Here is an 18,650-nt window from a genome sequence, read left to right as displayed (position 1 = left end):
TCTCCCCGTCCCTTACTCTTTTAGAAGTCTGATTCTGTAACAATTGACTGCCGTCTCCCCAAGTTGTTCCAACAAATGATGGTTGGCATATGCACCGACAGCTGCCCCAAACCCTGGGACTAGCTGGAACATTTTGATGACATCGATGTGATCGCGATATTCCTGCTGAAATTCTTGCCAGTCTATTTCCGGCCATTTCCCTGAATCCCATTCTTCTATTACCCGTAATGTTTCCAGTTTTTTTTCCTCGCTCGAAAATGCCATCTGAAAGATATGGAGTATGAATAGGCGTTCCTCATATTTATTTGGATCAAAACCATATATACGGGATATTTCGAATAATAACTTCATCTTGATGCTAAGCAGTAATGGGAAATCAGCCAATCCAATTAAAAGTCCTGCAGCTCCGGTTCCAACACCTTCTATAACGGCCGTTTTCCGATAGGCCGTTACAGTTTCCGCAACCCATTCTTCTTTTTGCTGCAAGGATAGAAGCACTGCATTTTTTTCTTTAGACATATATTTCGAACCTGATAATACGGCCTCTATCATCCCTTTAATACTATCAGTAATCATTTTGTGCACTCGGTCTGGAATATAACTATTCATTTTGATTTGTGCCTTTTTGGATATCCGCTCAAGCTTGCCGGATTTCTTGGCTACTTTCTTTTTCCATGATATTAGTTCCGATAATGCCTTTTGTCCATATTCATCCATCATTTAACACCTCCGTTAAATATGTATATACCACCTATGAGGCTTTTAGTTTCAATTTTCATTTCTTAAAAGAAAAAGCTGATTTTATGAAAAATCAGCTTCTGATTAAAAGTTTTTAATTTTCTTTGCTGCATAAATTTTAAAACCGAGCAAGAAAACAAGCCCCATTGCCAAGGCGGCTAAAGCGGACATCCATTCCCCTTTCACTAGCAGGACCAAACCGAAGACAAGGTCCTCAAATAATAAGAAATAGGAAATAAGCTTTATCACTGCAGATTCTCTCATTTTTGCTGGCAATGGATACAAGGAGACCCATACCTTCCATTCATGAGCCTTCCAAACCGGCAGCAGTTGCAGGGCTGTCATGAATAGGAACATGAAGGTTACAATCAAATGTGCCCATATGTTAGTGAATACACTTAAAATCACTGACCCAATGATAGTCAAGCGAAAACAAAGTCCCACATAATCATTCGATCGCAACAGAGTACGGGCGTAAAGGTAGGTATACGTTGATTTTTCACCATACGGAATGAATGATAATAGCCAGTCCATCCATTTCCTTCTTGCTACCTTTCCTTTCAAATGAGGAACATCAGTAAACATGTTCGCTATTCGATAAAAAGAATTCATCCTCTTGTTTTCCAATTCCACCAGCCGTTCCCACTTAAGCACAAACCCTTTAGTTGCGCTTCGGTAATACATGTAAAGTCCTAACAATAATAAAAATGTTATAAGTGCAAACAGTATATTTGCCCTTGAACAGATGAAATAAAGAATCACTCCATTAAGTAAAAAGCGGATGAGAGAGTCCCAATGGCTCACTGATGTATCCTGATATTTCAACACCTGCCAGCGCATGGTTAAATTCAAGAACTTCAAAATAAGCAAAACGACCAGGATGATCCCAAGGTCCGTGCCTCCTGCACCCGTAACCTTCGAATACATCGGTATAGATGCGATGAGGACAACCAGAAGAATAAACCCCTGCATGACCCAACTTAATATCAGTGAATTCTTGAAATAGCTTCTCAACTTCGTTTCAAGCGGAAGCAGGAATACCGTATCAGGTTCTTTCAAAAAAGTATTAATCGGGCTTCTGGTCACAATGATCGATAAAACAAAGGCCATGATCAATTCAGCAGGGAAATCACTGTCCAACGTCTTCACCCAATCACTGTAATAATAGGCCAAACCACCAAGAACCAATACCATGACAAAAACAAGATGGCCATTAAAAATATAGCGCAGATATTTTTGCGTTTCATTTATATAGCCTAAATATCTTTCCTTCCAGAGATTTTGACTATTCATGACCGATTTCTTCTTTCGTCAATTGAATATATAAATCGTCAAGAGTTGCCCCCGGCATGGAAAATTGTTCACGAAGCTGCTCAAGATCGCCTTTTGCCCGGATCTCTCCATTATGCAGTATAATGAAAGAATCACAATACCTCTCGGCTGTTGCCAGTATGTGTGTAGACATTAAAATTCCCGCTCCGCTCTCTTTCATTTTCCTCATCAAATCGAGCAGGGATTGAATGCCTAATGGATCGAGACCTACGAAGGGTTCGTCGACGATATATAAAGACGGCTGTACTAAAAAGGCGCACATTATCATGACCTTTTGCTTCATTCCTTTTGAGAAATGGGCCGGAAACCATTTAAGCCTTTTTTCCATATGGAATTCCTTTAATAGAACGTCCATCCTTTCTTTATATGTGGCTTCCGCCAAACCATGTGCCATGGCCGTAAGCTTTAAATGCTCCTCAAGTGTAAGCTCATCATACAAGATTGGCGTTTCTGGAACATAAGTGAATTGTTTCCGATATGTATCCGGGTCCTGGGCAAGAGTTTTACCATGAATCGAGACACTTCCGCCTTTCGGCTCCATGAGTCCGATGATATGTTTAATCGTCGTACTTTTCCCAGCCCCATTTAGCCCAATTAACCCCACTAGCTCATTTGGTTGAATGTCAAAACTTATTCCCTTTAAAACGGGCGTTTTTGTATATCCGCCCACTAATTGCTTTATTTCCAATAAGGACATATAAACGATCCTTTCTATATAGAGGTTCTTATTTCCATTTTATCAAATTCTCCTGCTTTTATATAGTCGAGTGTCCCCGGAACTAAATTTCCATAAATAACTAATTATATTTTTCCTGCTTGATGGTCATCATAAATAAGGAAGAAGGGGTTAGTCATTACGTGTGATTCACATCATATTGTAAATGAGGTGTCAGTTAAAGACGTATTACACTGAAATACCCAAATGTTTTATTACAAATGATTCACATCATATTGTAAATGAGGTGTCAGTTAAAGACGTATAACTGAATTAAACCAGAAGCTTCATTTAAAAAAATCGTTTCGAGCAAGGAGATGGTTCTCTTGCACGTAAAAGCAGAAAAATCATTCAATAATTATCAATTATGCTTTGAAAGTTGATGAAACTTTAAAGATATAGGAGATGGTTGCTTTGAATGGAAAATCTCTAATCAGATAATAACCATATTTTACTAAAATGTAGATGAGGTGTTTGTCGCAGAGAATTTATGCTAATGCGAATTTTGAAGCAAAACCCCCTTTTTCAACAGGCAGGGTGCAACTTATGTTGCATCCTGTTTTTATGATTTTTCCTTTTCTCAGGGATTCAAGCTATGGTACGATTAACCAAATACATTAACTTCTAAAGGGGCGTTTTTAATGAGTGATTGCATTTTTTGCAAAATAATCAATGGGGAAATCCCAAGTTCCAAAGTTTTCGAAAATGAACATGTATTGGCCTTTCTCGATATCAGTCAAGTAACTAAAGGCCATACGCTGGTAATACCTAAAGTACATAAGGAAAATCTTTATGAGTTGACACCCGAGATTGCCAAGAACCTTTTTGAAGTGGTGCCGGAAATTGCCCGCGCCATGAAGCAGGAATTCCAACCTGTAGGCCTGAACCTTTTAAATAATAACGGTGAAGCCGCTGGACAGTCCGTTTTCCATTTTCATATGCATTTAATTCCTCGGCATGGTGAAGGAGACGGCTTTGGGGCTGTTTGGAAAACGAATACCAGCGACTATACACCAGATGACCTGAAACAAATCGCTGACTCCATTGCACAGCATTTAAAATGAGACCGTGATGGCGTGTGCAAATTTCTTTTTCCTTTCGTTATACCTTTTTAATTGAACGTTAGCTAACACTGGTTGCATGAAAAAACAATGATCCCGATTTGGTCCTCACTCAAAGTGGAGGACCTTTTTGCATTGGCCCATCATTAAAACAAAATGTCACCTAAAATTCTAAATTTTCCTCCTATTGAATTTAGTTTTCTGGTAGGATATATGAATAGTCTCAAATACTTTATCACATAGTCGCATAGGAGGAAAAAAATTGAAACGTGCACGTAATTTTAACGCTGGGCCAGCCGCCCTTCCCTTAGAAGTTTTACAAAGAGCCCAAAACGAATGGTTGAATATTGAGGATTCCGGTATGTCGGTCATGGAATTAAGCCATAGAAGTTCGGAATTCGAAAAAATTCATAACCATGCCATTCAATCATTAAAAGACCTCATGGAAATTCCTGAAAATTATGAAGTTCTCCTGCTTCAAGGAGGAGCAAGCCTACAATTTTCCATGATTCCCATGAACATTTTGAATGATGGGAAAAGGGCAGATTATGTCCTAACTGGTTCTTGGTCGGAAAAGGCATTAAAAGAGGCCAAAAAGGTTGGTGAAACGGCTGTTGTCGCTTCATCAAAAGATGAAAAATATACGTTCATCCCTAAAGTCGAAGACATCCAATTGAATGATGATGCTGCATATCTTCATATCACAAGCAATAATACGATTTACGGTACGCAATGGAAGGACTTCCCGGAAACAGGGGGCATTCCTTTAGTAGCTGATATGTCAAGTGATATTCTCAGCAAAAAAATTGATGTTAGTAAATTCGGCATCATCTATGCAGGTGCACAAAAGAATCTGGGTCCATCGGGAATCACGGTCGTTATCATCCGTAAAGATTTAATTACAGATAATGACAAAATTCCATCCATGATGAACTATTCTATCTATTCGAAAAATAATTCTTTATACAACACTCCCCCGACATTGGCCATTTACTTATTGTCCCTTGTGTTGGATTGGGCAAAAGAACAGGGCGGCGTTGAAAAGATTGCTGAAGTCAATGAAGAAAAAGCAAAAGTCATTTATGATGCCATCGACGGCAGCGATGGTTTTTATAAAGGCCATGCCCTACCGGACAGCCGTTCATTAATGAATGTGACGTTCACGCTTCCGTCAGAAGAAGCTGAAGTACAATTCCTTAAAGAGGCAAAGCAAGCCGGATTCGTAGGACTGAACGGTCACCGTTCCATTGGTGGCTGCAGAGCATCCATCTATAATGCTGTCCCTATATCCCATTGCCAGGACCTTGCGGATTTCATGAAGAAATTCCAGGAATCGTATAAAGCGAAGGAAGCTCAAATCCTTTAATTCAAACAAATATAACTTCTAAAAAAATAGGTCTTATGATATACTATTTTAAACTTCTTGCGACAGGCAATAGTGCATTGTTGAAGAAAAGATGTTAGTTGAGATGAGAATAGGAGAGATGAGTAAATGAAAACGAAAACCCTTGTGTCACTGTCCCTATTAATCGGGATTGGGGCTGCCCTGCATTTTATCGTACCTGGATTCTTCCTTGGAATGAAACCGGATATGATGCTGTTGATGATGTTTTTGGCGATTACCCTGTTTCCCGCGAAGAAGAATGTTTTCATTGTCGCCCTGGCTGCTGGAGCCATCTCTGCCATGACAACTACATTTCCTGGTGGACAGATTCCAAATATCATAGACAAATTGGCAACAGCCTTTCTGTTTTACCTTTTATTCATCAGTCTTAAGAAGTTTTCAACATCCGTTGTCACCGTTAGTATCTTGACTGCCGTAGGAACAATGATTTCCGGCGCTGTCTTCCTTGGTTCGGCTTATTATATCGTTTCCCTTCCAGGGCCTTTCGTTGCACTTTTCGGCGCTGTTGTACTTCCTGCCGTACTGTTAAATACAGTTGCGATGGTCATCATTTATCCAATTGTGAACGGCATCGTAAGAAAATCAAATATACCCATTAATGCTTAAGCAGCAGGATCATCATACCTAAAAAAGCACCGGAATATCCGGTGCTTTTTTTCCAATCTTATGAATCTGGAATTCTAGTCAGAATCATCCTTCATCATTGAATCAATATCCACATAAACCAAATGAAAAGCAGTAAAACCCCGGGGAGGCCCATAGCGAAGGCTCTAGCCTGGAGTACCCTCTTAGGCGGATAGATGCCAGGAGTTTTAGCTCGCCTTAGAAAATACCCCATTCCGCACACGCATACCAGACCTATTAAAAAAATGATTTTCATTCTTTACCCACCAGTGCCATCCATGTTCCGACAGCTTGTTTTTATTATCTATATGCTAATCTTCCTTTTATATGAAGCATTATTAATAAAGCTTCAAGTTATTTTTAAATATTATATATTTACTCTCTAAGTTTAAAAAAATATTTTTGTGATATAAAGATAAAATGGTCGATACTCTTCCATAAGGATGAAAATTATGGTATTTTGATATCAATAGTATTTCTCTCCCTATTTATCATAATTTCCAATTGATGCTTTTTTCAGCAGGGATTCAGACCATGGAAAGCGAAAACATAATATAAAATGAGGTGATCCTAATGAAAGCAAAATCATTACTAATTGGCTTTTTGACTGGAACAGTAGTAGCTGGTGCGGCAACCTTACTTTCAACACCAAGTTCAGGTAAAGACCTACGGACCCGCATCAAAACGAATACCGAAGAAATTAAGAATACAATTGATGAGTTAAAGGTAAAAATGCTAAATATTAAAGATGACACGATGGAGGCTTCACAAATCAGCAAAGAAACGGTAAAAACGTTCATTTCGGATGTTCAGGTCGTCATCGAGAACTGGAAGCGGGAAATCGAACCCAATAAAAATGAATTATTGAAGAACGTTCAAGAAATTGAAAATTCATTGAAAGAATTGGAAGCGGCCTCCCCTTCTTCTAAAAAGATTAATAGCTGACATCGTCACACAAACTTGATTCTCCATTTTTCCCAATAAATTACATGGTTTATTGGAGAAGAATGGAGAATTCATTAAAAAACTAAAATTTTCTAAAAATTTTGCAAATATTTTTCTTTATTAATTTTTATTTTATTGTCATAATAAATATATAGAATCTTATAAGTAGGTGAGCCCATAATATGCAGAATAAAAATTATTCTATGAAAGAAGCAATGATTTTTAGTCAACGAATTGCACAATTAAGCAAAGCATTATGGAAATCGATTGAAAAAGATTGGCAGCAATGGATCAAGCCCTATGATTTAAATATCAATGAGCATCATATTCTTTGGATTGCCTATCATCTTAATGGCTCTTCCATTTCTGATGTTGCAAAATTTGGGGTCATGCATGTTTCTACGGCATTTAACTTTTCAAAAAAATTAGAGGAACGCGGATACTTAACATTTTCCAAAAAAGAAAATGACAAAAGGAATACGTATATAGAGATCACAGCGGAAGGTGAAAAAATTCTTCTTGATTTAATGGAGACATACGACCCAAGCAAGAACTCTGCTTTCTCAGGTGCACTTCCACTGCGTGAGCTTTATGGCAAGTTTCCGGATATGATTGAAATGATGGCCATCATCCGTAATATCTACGGTGAGGATTTCATGCAAATCTTTGAACGATCCTTTGATAACATTGATCAGGAGTTTACTGACGTGGAGGGTAAAATCACAAAAAAAAAGATAGAGAAAGAAACTGAGCCAGTTTAATCTCATACTCTATCCATTTCCTTCATGAATGATACATATAAACCTTGTGAGAGGCATGCATCAATGCATTCCTTTATGGTTATTTTTGGATTAACATTTCTTTCAAATTGATTAAAAAGCGGTCGAAAGTTCATATACCCTTCCGCTTTTTCTATTTCATAGCGTTTGCTCAAGATATCACATGTTTCCAATAATTCTTTCGCTTCCTTCTTCGTGAAATTTTTTTCCACAAATAGATAATCCAACTTGGCCTCCGGATTGCGTATCAGGTTTAATAAAAGCCCTTGATGAAAACGGAGTATTTCTATTTCTTCATTTATATTTTTCATACATCACTTATCCCCAATCGATCATTCAATTTATCATAAAAGGCATATAACCATTTTTTGATTTTTCACGCTCAGTAATCTGTCAGATCCCTGGTTCAAAACCTGGCCTTAAACGCCCTTAGCTTGCCTACACACTATATTGATTTTATCTTAAAGTTAATCCAAGAATTTCATTGCTTTTTCCACCCATTCATCGTAATGTATGTAAGTATATTAAAACAGCTTTGGAGGGCTGATTTCGAAATGAATTCGTGGAAAACAATTGACGTGGCAAAACAATATGGCAGTTGCCGTCTGATCTTTTTTGCAGTTTTTACTATATTGTTGTCTTTTGTTCTGATCTATACATTATTAAGTGTCTTTTTAACTCATGTTATTTTGTATGGCGATCAAACAATGGTATTTTTTAGCCTATTGCTCTTATTATATCCTGTTCACAAACTATTACACTATTTACCTTTACGATTATTATGTAAAAAAGTAAAAACTTCTTGGTCCTTGAAGTGGAACCTTGTGCTTACATGCAAAGTCAATGTACATGTTCCGATTCGAAAGCATCTTTATCTTTTGACCCTTGTGCTGCCTTTCGTCATTATGTCTATCATATTGATTGGTTGTGCCCTTAGTTTTCCACATTACATTCATTATTTCACTATTTTATTATCCATGCACACCGGATTATGCGTATCGGATTTTATTTATATAAAAAACCTGATTGGTTCCCCAAGGCATTCTTTTATCGAGGAACATCTCGAAGGATACGATATACTTATTCAAAAGTGATTTCTTATTCATTCATAAAGATGTCCAATAAGATTTTTAAGTATCTTTTTTCATTATAATTTGGTATCGTATTTATACATGATGTTTTGCAAGGAGGGATTTTAGGTTTTGATCTCGTTCTGGTTTATTATTTTTGCTATTTTGATCCTTTATAATATTAATAGAATGACAAACTCTTTATGCATTCAAAAGGAAATTGCTGAAGACCGGCAGCCTAAAGTATTCAGGACCATTAATGTATTAATTACAATTATGTTATTATCCTCCTATATTGAAATTTTGTATACGTAGAGATGAGCAACAAATGATGGCCATCATTTGTTACATACATTGGTGATACCCGGGGCATTATCCACATAAAGAAAAAGGGCGAAGCAACAGCTTCGCCTTTTATTTATGAGTTTATAACCAAGAAGCTCCAATGATGATTAACAGGATGAAAAGAACGACAATTAGAGCAAAGCCTCCACCTATTCCTCCAGACATTGATCTTCCTCCTTTCCATTCTTAAGTAATTGTAATTTCATGCACACCCTTAAATCCGCCAAAAGGAATCCATTCCTTTCTAAGCTTGATATTCACTTCGTCTTTTTGTTGAGCGGCTACCCTATCCTATTCAACTCCATCACAAAAGGAATGGGCTCTTTCCATTATTAATTTTGCAGCCGATTAGAAACAGGCTGATCCTATAATTATTAATAATATGAATAACACCACTAACAAAGCGAAACCTCCGTTAAATCCATTACTCATTTTACTCCCCCCTTTTGTTGTCCTCGATTTATCATATGTAATGGTTTATTATCTGGGTAGGCGTACACCCATTTTTCAAAAAAATCTTAGTCATACGCCAATATATTATTTTTTGTAAAGCAACCAGAATATGTTATAGTTAATTTTGTGGAAATACGAAAAATAGCAAACCAGAAACTTAAAACTAGGAGTTGTTTTTATGAAGAAGTGGGCATTATCGATTGCTGTTACTGCAGGGCTGATTGGACTTACAGCATGCAACAGCGACAAGGAAGCAGTCGTGGAAACTAAAGCGGGGGATATAACTAAAGAGGAATTTTACAATGTAATGAAAGACCGTTATGGTGAAACCGTTCTTCAGGAACTTGTTTATGAAAAAGTTCTTTCTGAAAAATATACAGTAACTGATAAAGAAGTTAAAGCTAAAACGGACGAACTTAAAGAGCAAATGGGTGAAAATTTCGAAACGGCCCTGGCCTCTTCCGGATATAAGAGCGAAGATGATCTTAAACGTGCACTTAAAATCGGCATGCTTCAAGAAAAAGCAGCCGTTGCCGATATAAAAGTTAAAGAAGCTGATGTGAAAAAAGCTTATGAAGACTATAAACCACAAATCAAAGCGAGACATATTCTAGTGAAAGACCAAAAAACAGCCAACGAAGTTAAAGCTAAATTGGACAAAGGCGAAGATTTCGCTAAACTTGCAAAAGAATATTCAACAGACACAGGCACAGCTGAAAAAGGCGGCGAGCTAGGCTGGTTCGGACAAGGTGAAATGGTTCCTGCATTTGAAGAACAAGCTTACAAAATGAAGAAAGATGAAATCAGCAAACCGGTTAAATCCGATTATGGCTACCACATCATCCAACTTGAAGATATAAAAGAAAAGAAATCATACAAAGATATGAAAAAAGATCTTGAATATGATTTGAAAGTCGCTCAAATTGACCAAACTAAAGTTCAAGATATTTTGAATGCAGAAGTTAAAAAAGCGGACGTGAAGATTAAAGATAAAGATCTAAAAGATGCCATTACTTCTGGTGATGCAACTAAAGCAGAAAAATAATTCGATAGTAAAAAGCGACAGGACTTTGTCCTGTCGCTTTTTATCATCATTCAGCTATGCCCCCTGATTTATATCCTTTTTACGCCTCTCGCGCTCTTCTTCCATGCGTTCAATGTACTTTTGACCTTCCTTCTCAATCCAAGCATCATCTATGAGGCGTTCCTGCCTAGCTGTCCAAATTGACATGACTGCACTGACAATTATCCCAATAAACACGAACCATATCCAAATTGGCATGTCCATTCCCTCCCAAAAAATCTACTATTCATTTACTAGAAAATATGCGCGAACAAAAAAAATATGCTTCTTTCTCCATCGAGAAAGAAACATATTTCATTAAAATGTTGGTTTATAGAATGAACGATTATCGAGTGCGAAGACTCTTTCCGTAAATTCACCCGGTTTCACTTTTTCTAATGCCCGGTCCATCATATTTATCTTGGCATCCATATTATCAATATAATGCAGCACTTCCGCTTCCCTAACCATTGGCGGTTTTGGACTGCCCCACTCAGCTTTACCATGGTGGCTTAATATCAAGTGCTTGAGAATCATGACTTCTTCCGCTTCAATGCCCAATTCCTCTGCAGCTTTGCCGACTTCATTTACCATGATGGTGATATGCCCCAACAAGTTCCCTTCCACTGTATAAACAGTCGAAACAGGTCCAGATAGCTCATGTACCTTTCCAAGGTCATGGAGAATGACTCCTGCATACAATAGATCCTTATTGAGGGAAGGATATAGTGTTGAAATGGCCTTAGCCAGCCCTAGCATCGATACAACGTGATAGGCCAGACCCGACATATACTCATGATGGTTCTTGGTTGCAGCAGGAAACGTCAGGAATTCATTCTGATATTTTTTTATGAGATGCCTAGTCACCCTTTGGATATTCGGATTCCTCATTTCAAAAATGAATTGAGTGATGGTTTCCATCATTTCTTCCTGACTTATAGGGGCCGTTTGAATTAAATCGGCTTTCGTTACCCCATCAATATCTGAAGTAATTCTGATATTACGGATTTTCAATTGGCTGCGTCCTCGATAATTCTGGACTTCCCCTTGAACTTTCACCGTAGCTTCCGCACTGTATGTTTTCTCATCAGCCTCGGAAACATCCCATAGCTTTGCCTCGATCTCCCCGGTTTTATCGCACAAAATCAATGTTAAAAACGGCTTTCCATTACTTGCCACCGCTTTTGTACTCGTTTTAATGTACATATATATATCTACTACTTCACCAATTCCGTAGTGTATGATCCCATTTCCCATGCGACTGCCTCCGTTCAATTAAATATCAACATTATAACATACCAATCTCGTTAGTGCGTTTAGTTTTCGTTAATAAGTGATAGACAATGGACAAGAAAAAGCCTAAGCTGACCGTCTGTTATCACTCCACAAGAAAACCAGGCTTGACCCCAAGCCTGGCTCTTCAATCAAATCTATTTCAACAGTTATTGTTCGGACAATACGCGCATTTTTCCTGACCCTCAATTCGGTAATATAAACAGCATGTCACCCGTTTATAAGGATTCATGGACGCCGGAACACTTTTTTCCCCAATGAATCGTTTAAAAGGCGAACGCGTTTCAATATTCAGCCATACTTCATCTTCAAGCAGCATTTCAATGTCCTTTTCAACTCGCGTCTTTATATCTGCCTGCTTCAATAACTCACTATACATCCATACCGTATAACTCCAAATATTTTCCCAGAGCACTAGTTTAGATATTTTAGCAGTTCCGGAAAAGAAGCTCATGGCATCAGAACCAAAACTGCTTAATATGGAATGTAGGGCAGATGCGCTTTCCTTTTCCGTGACATTGCTCCACCTGTTAGTTTTTAGTAAAAAATTCGGGAGCCAATGTTTATCTTCTGGATCATCCAAAACGCCAATTTCCTGAAGTGTGCCTTCCCAAATAAGCCGATGTTTGCTGAACATGTAAAATTGTGCCGTGACAAAAAAAGCATAGCGTCTGAACCACATTGAAATTGCTATCCTTGACGTTTCAGCTCCAGTCCGGGCTTGTGCATACTGAATAAGCTCATCAGCATGATTGAAGGTCTTGGAAACTTTGGCTTCATCTCGAAAGGAAATGCGATATCCCTGCAGCTCTTTTTCAATAGCTGGTGTTAGGTTATGCATTGGCCAGCGCTTTTACCTGACTTTGGGCGTAGCGGCCTTTACCAAACGGGACACACATGGGACTGCCGAAAATTGGATCAAAAGAAATTTGACATTCCATGCTGAATACATGCTGTACCAATTCAGGCGTGATGATATCCTCTGGCCGGCCTTGAGCATGTATCGCCCCATCTTTAAGTGCCACCAGATTATCCGCATAACGGCAAGCTAAATTCAAATCATGAAGCACCATCACGATCGTTCGGTTCTCAAACTCATTCAAGTCGAACAATAAGTCCAAAATCTCGATTTGATGGGTCATATCAAGATATGTAGTCGGTTCATCCAATAAAATGACGTCCGTATCCTGAGCCAGCGTCATTGCTATCCATGCCCTTTGCTTCTGGCCTCCCGATAATTCATCGACTGCCTGATCCTTTAAATCGGTCAGGTTCGTCGCTTCAATTGCCTTTTGAACTTTTTCTTCGTCCACGGAACTCCACTGTTTCAACCAACTTTGATAAGGATATCTTCCTTGTTTAACAAGTTGATAGACTGTAAGTCCTTCAGGAGCAACCGGGGATTGTGGGAGAATCGCCATCTTTCTTGCTACATCCTTCGATGACATGGTCGAAATCGCTTTGCCTTCGAGCAAAACTGAGCCGGATTGAGGTTTTAACAATCGTGCAACCGACCTTAGCAGTGTTGATTTTCCACATCCATTAGCACCGATGAATACGGTGATCTCCCCTTTGGGTATTTCTATATTCATATCATTTATAATTAATTTATCACCATAACCGAGCGATAAAGACTGTGTGTTAATAGCTGGTCGCATAAAAATACTCCCCTTTTAGTCTAATAATACTAGTTTAATGAAAATGATTCTCACTGTCAATCCTTTAAAAAATATAAACCAAAAAATCCGTGTCCCATTCCTTTAAACGATTCATTACAGTAAATACTCCTTTAAAGATATGAAGCTTCCATTGGAAACATTAATGTAAAAAAATTAGCACATTATATTAACTTGCCATATCATTTACCACTTCCTGTAGCTTCAGAACGATTCAAAAATCCAATCTCCCCCTCGGCGCAAACCCTATCAGAATTTCCATTTAGCGGAAAATAAAAAAGCCCTCCATATGGAGAGCCTTTTAACCGACCATCAGGCGATTTGTACAATGTTCCAGGGATTCATCCCTAATGAAGGTAAATAAATCCTGAAAGATGAAAGGAATTAATCCTTCTGCAATATTCCATGCATTGACCTCTATTTGATAAAGGATTTCTGATTTTCCTGTATTGTATAGCTCCTCACTAAGCACAGCAAGGTCGGGATCCAATGCGTGGCCCAATTCATGTGTGAGGATCACCCATGAATATTCCTCAAGCCTTGCAAGCGATCCTAGGGAGCGTTCACACTGAATTTCGATATCTCTCTCATATAAAGTGATGCTATGTCCTTTGGCAGAATATTTTCCCCCAACACATCGTTCACCAGGAAACTCCTTTTCGATTATTAGCTCCAAAGAAGAATCATGGTGGCTTACAAACTCATTCATTTTCAATGACTTCCCTCACTTTATTTATAGTTTATAACCCATTATATTTCGGGATGATCAAACCATTCATATCCTGGCGCAATACGGGGCTGGATAGACGAATCACTTGGTTTTCGCTAAAGTACTCCATTATATATCGGTGACAAGTAAAAAATAAAATTTGCCGTTTTTCCGAAACCATTTCCAATAACTTGAGCATCCGTTTTGTCCTTTCCGCATCAAAATTGACGAAACTATCATCAATGATGAGAGGGAATGAATCATTTTCAAAAGTATGATCAGCAAGTGCGAGCCTTAGGGAAACATAAATTTGCTCTGCTGTCCCGCGGCTGACCTCTTCAACCCTGAAACTCAAACCATCACTGCGCTGTACCCAAATGCCTTCTCCCGACTGATCAAGGATGATTTTATTATAGCTTCCATTCGTTAAAAAGGAAAAATGCCGCTCTGCATCAGCGATGACCTTCGGTAGGCGTTCCCTTTTATATCGATCCAAGGTTTTATTCAATAAGCTTTTGGCTATTGCCAATTTCGCCCATTCCTTCGCCTCTTCGTTAAAAGCAGCTTTTTCTTCATAAAAACGATGAAGTAAGTCATCATAAATCCCTGACACTTCAAGCTGTTTTATCTTATGCTTCGTATCCGCCTGTTTCTCTAATAAAAGTGATTTCACCTTTACAGAATCCTTACGTTTCCGTTCTAAATTTTCAAATGTATACGTGTTGATCCCCTGTTTTAGGTAAGTTTGGATTTGTTCAGGCAGCATTCTGGATTGCCCAATTTGAATGGTGATCAAATCAAGCTGTTTTTGTAAAGCAATTTTCTTTTCGGACAATGCAGCGTCTTGCCTGAACTCTTCCTCGTCCTTGACCTTCGCTAACTTAAAAAGCATTTCCATTTCTGCATCAAGATAGCCTTTTTCCATCGTCAACTGCTCGATTTCGTTCGTCAAATGACTCCGTTCCTGCATCCATTGTATTAGTTGAACGGAGTATTCAACCGCTTTATTCATTTCCCGTTTCAATAGGCCAATCGCTTCCCGCCATGTGGATGGTTCAAAATCAAGGCTGTGTGCAAAATGAAATAAAGCCTTCGATTTACCCTCAAATTCTGCATGCAGAAAATTGTGCATCTTGATTGCTTCATATTTCCTATCTACGGCTTCCTTCCATTTCTCAAGAAGTTCAAATACAGATTCAAGATTGATTTCCATTCCGGGATAAGACAGACCCCAACCGCTTAAGATGCTCCTCACTTCTTTATCCAATCGGTCCCTGCTAGCTTCCCAAGTAGCATATTCCTGAATGGTCGATTCAAACGCTTCCTCCCTTTCTTCATATTTAAACATTTCACTTTCAAACCGCCTTTGAAGTCGTTGGTCCATTTCAAGCAACCGACCCATCGACTCTCTTTCACTCACTCGATTGGTTTCACTGCCAATTGCAGCCCTTTTCCTTTTCATCTCATCCAATTGCCTAATATATCCGGACAATATATCATCACCTTTAAAGAGATGCCTGGAAACCACAAACAGAACAGCCATGGATAGAAGTATAATCCCCAACAAAATCTGTTCACTGAAATAACTTCCAATCGCACCTAAACAAAGAAGTACTATTAAACTGCCATTCATGATAAGTGAACGTTTACGATTATGCGCTTCCTTCTTCCTCTGTAAAGCCAATTGCTTTTCAAGCTCAAGTATTTGTTCATCAAGAATAAGGGATTGTGCCGCTTCAAATTCGATGTTATTCTGCTTGTTGTATAAGGTCTCCAGCTCGATTCTTTTTTCATCTGGCAGTAACTGGGTCTTTATCTCCTTCAATCGGGATTCTGTAGTTTCCAGACTATCCTTTTGCAGTCCATATTTCTCATCAAGCTGTTTTTTATCATTTTGGAGTTGATGCTTTTCCCTCTCGGCCCTTTTCACCTTTTCCTTCATGAATGTACTGATATCCAGTTTTCTTATTTCATCATCAGATACATCCAAGAATAATTCCTGCTTCACCTTTTCAATATTCTTTTCTTCCAACAGCCTTTCGTGTTCCGCTTTTCTTATATCCAGCTCGAGCTTCTCCAGCAATGTTCCTTGATCGATTGCATGTTCAATCTGCTCTTTATGCTCCTTGATGAACGGATTGATTTCGATTTCCGTGAGTTTTACCTCAAGTTTGTCCATTTTCTCAGTCAATGCCGCAAGTTGGGCTTTCATGGGCATTCCAACTGCCTGAAGCTGTTCAAGTCTTTTTAAGCCATCAACAGGAAAACTTACATCCGGAATTTCACTTATTTCTGTTTCAAGTTCCCGCTGTTCTTCAACCAAGGGTTTAATCCGCAAAAAAGTGCTCACGTTAACGAGGTTTTCTTCAATCTCCTGAATATCTATCGTGACTTTAGAGAGCTCCTCCTTAAGTTTTGCTTCTTCCTGAAGCAATGCCGTATATGACTGCTGTTCTTCTTCCGATGCTTTCACCTTTTTCTGCAATTCCTTAAGTTCTTTCAATCTCACATTCAGTAAAGGTTTTTGGCCAGATGGCTTGAACCTTAAATCGAGCTCCTTTTGCAATTTCGTTTCGGCTTCAAGAAGTTTATCATTCCCAATCAGCCCAGCTGAAAGCAGATATTTACTCATGGTCCCTTCACTTAGTGTATGTAATCCCTGCAGGCCCTGAAGGTCGAAAGAAAAAATGGCTTGGTAATAGTTTTTATCAACGCCATGGAGAATCTCATTCAATTCTTCCTCGCCGCCGACCCTTCCATCCTCGAAGGTCAATTTTACATCACCAGTAGCCTTTCCCTTCACACGCTCAATGACGATTTCCCCATCATTTTTTGTTATGATACTGAGCCTTCCCCCATATTTGGCATGCATTTTGGGCTCATAACGCGGTTCGTTTTGAACCTTTGTCGGAAAACCAAACAGCATACTATGAATGAAGGACATGATGGTTGACTTGCCCGATTCATTTTCCCCAAAGAAAACCTGCAGCTGTCCCAATTCAGGAAAACGCTGATTTTCCAGTTTGCCGTATCCATAAACATGGAGGTCTTTAATAATCAAATCCGTTCCTCCTCCCTACAGTCATTTATTCGCTTCAAAAACTTGCAAAAGCCATCTTTCCGCTTCATCCAAAAGTTCCCTCTGCTCTTCCGGCTCTATTGAATCAAGAAACCTTCTTGCACCCGGATGAATATAAAGCGGGGCCAGAGCAGCATCCGTATCATCAAATTCAGATGCAAGCATCGATACCTCAGCCATAAAGGGCGATATTCTTTCATTTGACCTAATCATCGGCATGGACTGGATGACTTTGATTTTATACACCCAGATAAATGGTTCCCCTTGGTCCTCTTCCTGCAAGATCCGGGTCAATTCTTCAAGATAATCCCCGGAAGGGCCTGCTGCGTCACCAGCATCCAGCTTCAATTCCAAAAGAAAGCTTCTCCCATCGAAACCCTTCTGTTCAATTACTTCCTTGCATTGCTTGAACAGGGCATCAAAACCACCTTCCGCGGATATTCCAATTGTTTCGCTTTCCCATATCACCTCAGAGGTTTCAATAAAAGAATGACGCTTCACATCCCCGTCGAATTCGACAAGCAAGCACCCTTTAATGCCGGACTCCTTTCTGTTCCTGCCTTGAATATTTCCTGGGTATATCACTAGCGGATCTTCTGATACAACCTGATGTTTATGAATATGGCCTAATGCCCAGTAATCGAAATCTTTAGCAGCTAGTTCCTTCAATGAAAAAGGGGCGTATGGGCTATGTTCGGAATTGCCTTCCAAATTCCCATGAAGCAGACCTATATGATAATCGGCCCCTTCAGCTTTTATGTAGGTTTCAATCATTCTCTCCCTTACGTGACGGCGTGGATAACTGAATCCATAAAGGTGGACAGTCGTCCCATCGATTTTTTCAAACCGTTTCACTTCGGTTTTCCCTGAAAATACGTGGACATTATTCGGCAGCTCCACAGTAATCCATGAGCCGCTGAGATGATCATGGTTACCATGAATGATATAAGCAGGAATCTGATGCTGCTGGAGTTTTTCCATTTCAGCTCGAAAGCGGACCTGTGTCCGGAGACTCCGATTTTCCCCATCAAATAGATCCCCCGATAACACGATAAAGTCAACCTGATGGGAAATTGCTTCATTAATGATAGTTTTAAAAGCTTTAAACGGACTGTCCCTTAATTCCTTTAATATAGATGACGGCATATCCTTCAACCCTGAAAAGGGACTATCCAAATGGAGATCCGCCGCATGAATGAACTTCACACCGCTCAAAGTTATCACCTCGATTTCTTTCAACATTTCACATTTAATTTTAACACGTACAGAACATACTTTCCCATACATTATTATTTAATCCGGCATTTGGTACCTAGTTATTCCAGTATGGGCAAATTCAATAGGAAAAAGACCGAATGGCGTG

22 protein-coding genes are annotated in these 18,650 nt (G+C 39.0%); 8 read left to right on the top strand and 14 right to left on the bottom strand.

Annotated features, from left to right (window positions below; genetic code table 11):
• Positions 1-12: 12 nt before the first annotated feature.
• From FNK51_RS09125 to FNK51_RS09115, 3 genes are all read right to left on the bottom strand, one after another.
• Positions 13-720 (bottom strand): EcsC family protein, encoded by a 708-nt coding sequence (locus FNK51_RS09125; RefSeq protein WP_353617859.1) that lies wholly within the window; start codon positions 718-720, stop codon positions 13-15.
• Positions 721-822: 102 nt separating this feature from the next.
• Positions 823-2,031, bottom strand: a complete 1,209-nt coding sequence (locus FNK51_RS09120; protein WP_098371359.1) for an ABC transporter permease — start codon at positions 2,029-2,031, stop codon at positions 823-825.
• Positions 2,024-2,767 (bottom strand): ABC transporter ATP-binding protein, encoded by a 744-nt coding sequence (locus tag FNK51_RS09115; RefSeq protein WP_076367270.1) that lies wholly within the window; start codon positions 2,765-2,767, stop codon positions 2,024-2,026. Before FNK51_RS09115 ends, FNK51_RS09120 begins: the two co-directional genes overlap by 8 nt.
• A 659-nt stretch (positions 2,768-3,426) precedes the next feature.
• Here FNK51_RS09115 and FNK51_RS09110 point away from each other — a divergent pair.
• The 3 genes from FNK51_RS09110 (at position 3,427) to FNK51_RS09100 (ending at position 5,857) form a co-directional block, all read left to right on the top strand.
• On the top strand, positions 3,427-3,849 hold the full coding sequence (locus FNK51_RS09110) for an HIT family protein (RefSeq protein WP_076367272.1): 423 nt from the start codon (positions 3,427-3,429) through the stop codon (positions 3,847-3,849).
• A 259-nt stretch (positions 3,850-4,108) separates the two neighbouring features.
• On the top strand, positions 4,109-5,212 hold the full coding sequence (serC, locus tag FNK51_RS09105) for a 3-phosphoserine/phosphohydroxythreonine transaminase (protein ID WP_141993110.1): 1,104 nt from the start codon (positions 4,109-4,111) through the stop codon (positions 5,210-5,212).
• A gap of 126 nt (positions 5,213-5,338) precedes the next feature.
• The gene (locus FNK51_RS09100; protein ID WP_076367276.1) at positions 5,339-5,857 is read left to right on the top strand and encodes a tryptophan transporter; all 519 of its coding nucleotides are present in this window, start codon (positions 5,339-5,341) and stop codon (positions 5,855-5,857) included.
• Positions 5,858-5,951: 94 nt separating this feature from the next.
• Here the strand turns inward: FNK51_RS09100 and yhzF are convergent, their stop codons facing one another.
• A complete protein-coding gene (gene yhzF / locus FNK51_RS27760) occupies positions 5,952-6,131 on the bottom strand; it encodes a membrane protein YhzF (RefSeq protein ID WP_098371361.1) in 180 nt (59 codons plus the stop codon).
• A 317-nt stretch (positions 6,132-6,448) separates the two neighbouring features.
• Here yhzF and FNK51_RS09095 point away from each other — a divergent pair, with 317 nt between their 5' ends.
• Positions 6,449-6,820 (top strand): YtxH domain-containing protein, encoded by a 372-nt coding sequence (locus FNK51_RS09095; RefSeq protein ID WP_141993109.1) that lies wholly within the window; start codon positions 6,449-6,451, stop codon positions 6,818-6,820.
• Between the two features lie 182 nt (positions 6,821-7,002).
• Complete coding sequence (locus FNK51_RS09090) at positions 7,003-7,581, top strand: HTH-type transcriptional regulator Hpr (protein ID WP_034314691.1); 579 nt, start codon at positions 7,003-7,005, stop codon at positions 7,579-7,581.
• 2 nt (positions 7,582-7,583) lie between these two features.
• Here FNK51_RS09090 and FNK51_RS09085 read toward each other — a convergent pair whose 3' ends face one another.
• The gene (locus tag FNK51_RS09085; RefSeq protein ID WP_141993108.1) at positions 7,584-7,910 is read right to left on the bottom strand and encodes a DUF1878 family protein; all 327 of its coding nucleotides are present in this window, start codon (positions 7,908-7,910) and stop codon (positions 7,584-7,586) included.
• A gap of 198 nt (positions 7,911-8,108) precedes the next feature.
• Between FNK51_RS09085 and FNK51_RS27520 the strand changes: the two genes are divergently transcribed.
• Positions 8,109-8,693, top strand: coding sequence for a DUF3267 domain-containing protein (locus FNK51_RS27520; RefSeq protein WP_098371364.1), 585 nt, complete (start codon positions 8,109-8,111; stop codon positions 8,691-8,693).
• A gap of 108 nt (positions 8,694-8,801) precedes the next feature.
• Positions 8,802-8,984, top strand: coding sequence for a hypothetical protein (locus FNK51_RS27155; protein ID WP_034314696.1), 183 nt, complete (start codon positions 8,802-8,804; stop codon positions 8,982-8,984).
• A gap of 111 nt (positions 8,985-9,095) precedes the next feature.
• Here the strand turns inward: FNK51_RS27155 and FNK51_RS09070 are convergent, their stop codons facing one another.
• Together FNK51_RS09070 and FNK51_RS09065 are read right to left on the bottom strand one after the other, a co-directional pair.
• Complete coding sequence (locus tag FNK51_RS09070; RefSeq protein ID WP_061462016.1) at positions 9,096-9,179, bottom strand: YjcZ family sporulation protein; 84 nt, start codon at positions 9,177-9,179, stop codon at positions 9,096-9,098.
• A gap of 183 nt (positions 9,180-9,362) precedes the next feature.
• Positions 9,363-9,446 carry a YjcZ family sporulation protein gene (locus tag FNK51_RS09065; protein WP_098371365.1) on the bottom strand — a complete coding sequence of 28 codons (84 nt, stop codon included), beginning with the start codon at positions 9,444-9,446 and terminating at the stop codon, positions 9,363-9,365.
• Between the two features lie 199 nt (positions 9,447-9,645).
• Here FNK51_RS09065 and FNK51_RS09060 point away from each other — a divergent pair, with 199 nt between their 5' ends.
• The gene (locus FNK51_RS09060; protein ID WP_098371366.1) at positions 9,646-10,512 is read left to right on the top strand and encodes a peptidylprolyl isomerase; all 867 of its coding nucleotides are present in this window, start codon (positions 9,646-9,648) and stop codon (positions 10,510-10,512) included.
• A 54-nt stretch (positions 10,513-10,566) separates the two neighbouring features.
• Here the strand turns inward: FNK51_RS09060 and FNK51_RS09055 are convergent, their stop codons facing one another.
• The 7 genes from FNK51_RS09055 to FNK51_RS09025 form a co-directional block, all read right to left on the bottom strand.
• Positions 10,567-10,749, bottom strand: coding sequence for a sporulation YhaL family protein (locus FNK51_RS09055; RefSeq protein ID WP_053344914.1), 183 nt, complete (start codon positions 10,747-10,749; stop codon positions 10,567-10,569).
• A gap of 99 nt (positions 10,750-10,848) precedes the next feature.
• Positions 10,849-11,787, bottom strand: a complete 939-nt coding sequence (gene yhaM / locus FNK51_RS09050) for a 3'-5' exoribonuclease YhaM (RefSeq protein ID WP_098371367.1) — start codon at positions 11,785-11,787, stop codon at positions 10,849-10,851.
• Between the two features lie 178 nt (positions 11,788-11,965).
• Positions 11,966-12,664: a (2Fe-2S)-binding protein gene (locus FNK51_RS09045; RefSeq protein ID WP_098371368.1), complete on the bottom strand. Its 699-nt coding sequence runs from the start codon at positions 12,662-12,664 to the stop codon at positions 11,966-11,968.
• Positions 12,657-13,481: an ABC transporter ATP-binding protein gene (locus FNK51_RS09040; RefSeq protein ID WP_098371369.1), complete on the bottom strand. Its 825-nt coding sequence runs from the start codon at positions 13,479-13,481 to the stop codon at positions 12,657-12,659. The genes FNK51_RS09045 and FNK51_RS09040 overlap by 8 nt, the downstream gene beginning before the upstream one ends.
• Positions 13,482-13,800: 319 nt before the next feature.
• Positions 13,801-14,208, bottom strand: coding sequence for a hypothetical protein (locus FNK51_RS09035; protein ID WP_286178616.1), 408 nt, complete (start codon positions 14,206-14,208; stop codon positions 13,801-13,803).
• 31 nt (positions 14,209-14,239) lie between these two features.
• Positions 14,240-17,269, bottom strand: coding sequence for an ATP-binding protein (locus FNK51_RS09030; RefSeq protein ID WP_141993106.1), 3,030 nt, complete (start codon positions 17,267-17,269; stop codon positions 14,240-14,242).
• Positions 17,270-17,290: 21 nt separating this feature from the next.
• Entirely contained in the window at positions 17,291-18,574 is a 1,284-nt protein-coding gene (locus FNK51_RS09025) for a metallophosphoesterase family protein (RefSeq protein WP_141993105.1), read from the bottom strand.
• Between the last annotated feature and the right edge of the window lie 76 nt (positions 18,575-18,650).

This window comes from Bacillus sp. B4EP4a (assembly GCF_006680105.1).
Classification (GTDB): Bacteria; Bacillota; Bacilli; order Bacillales; family DSM-1321; genus Peribacillus; species Peribacillus simplex_E.
This window is presented reverse-complemented; position numbering and strand designations above follow the sequence as displayed.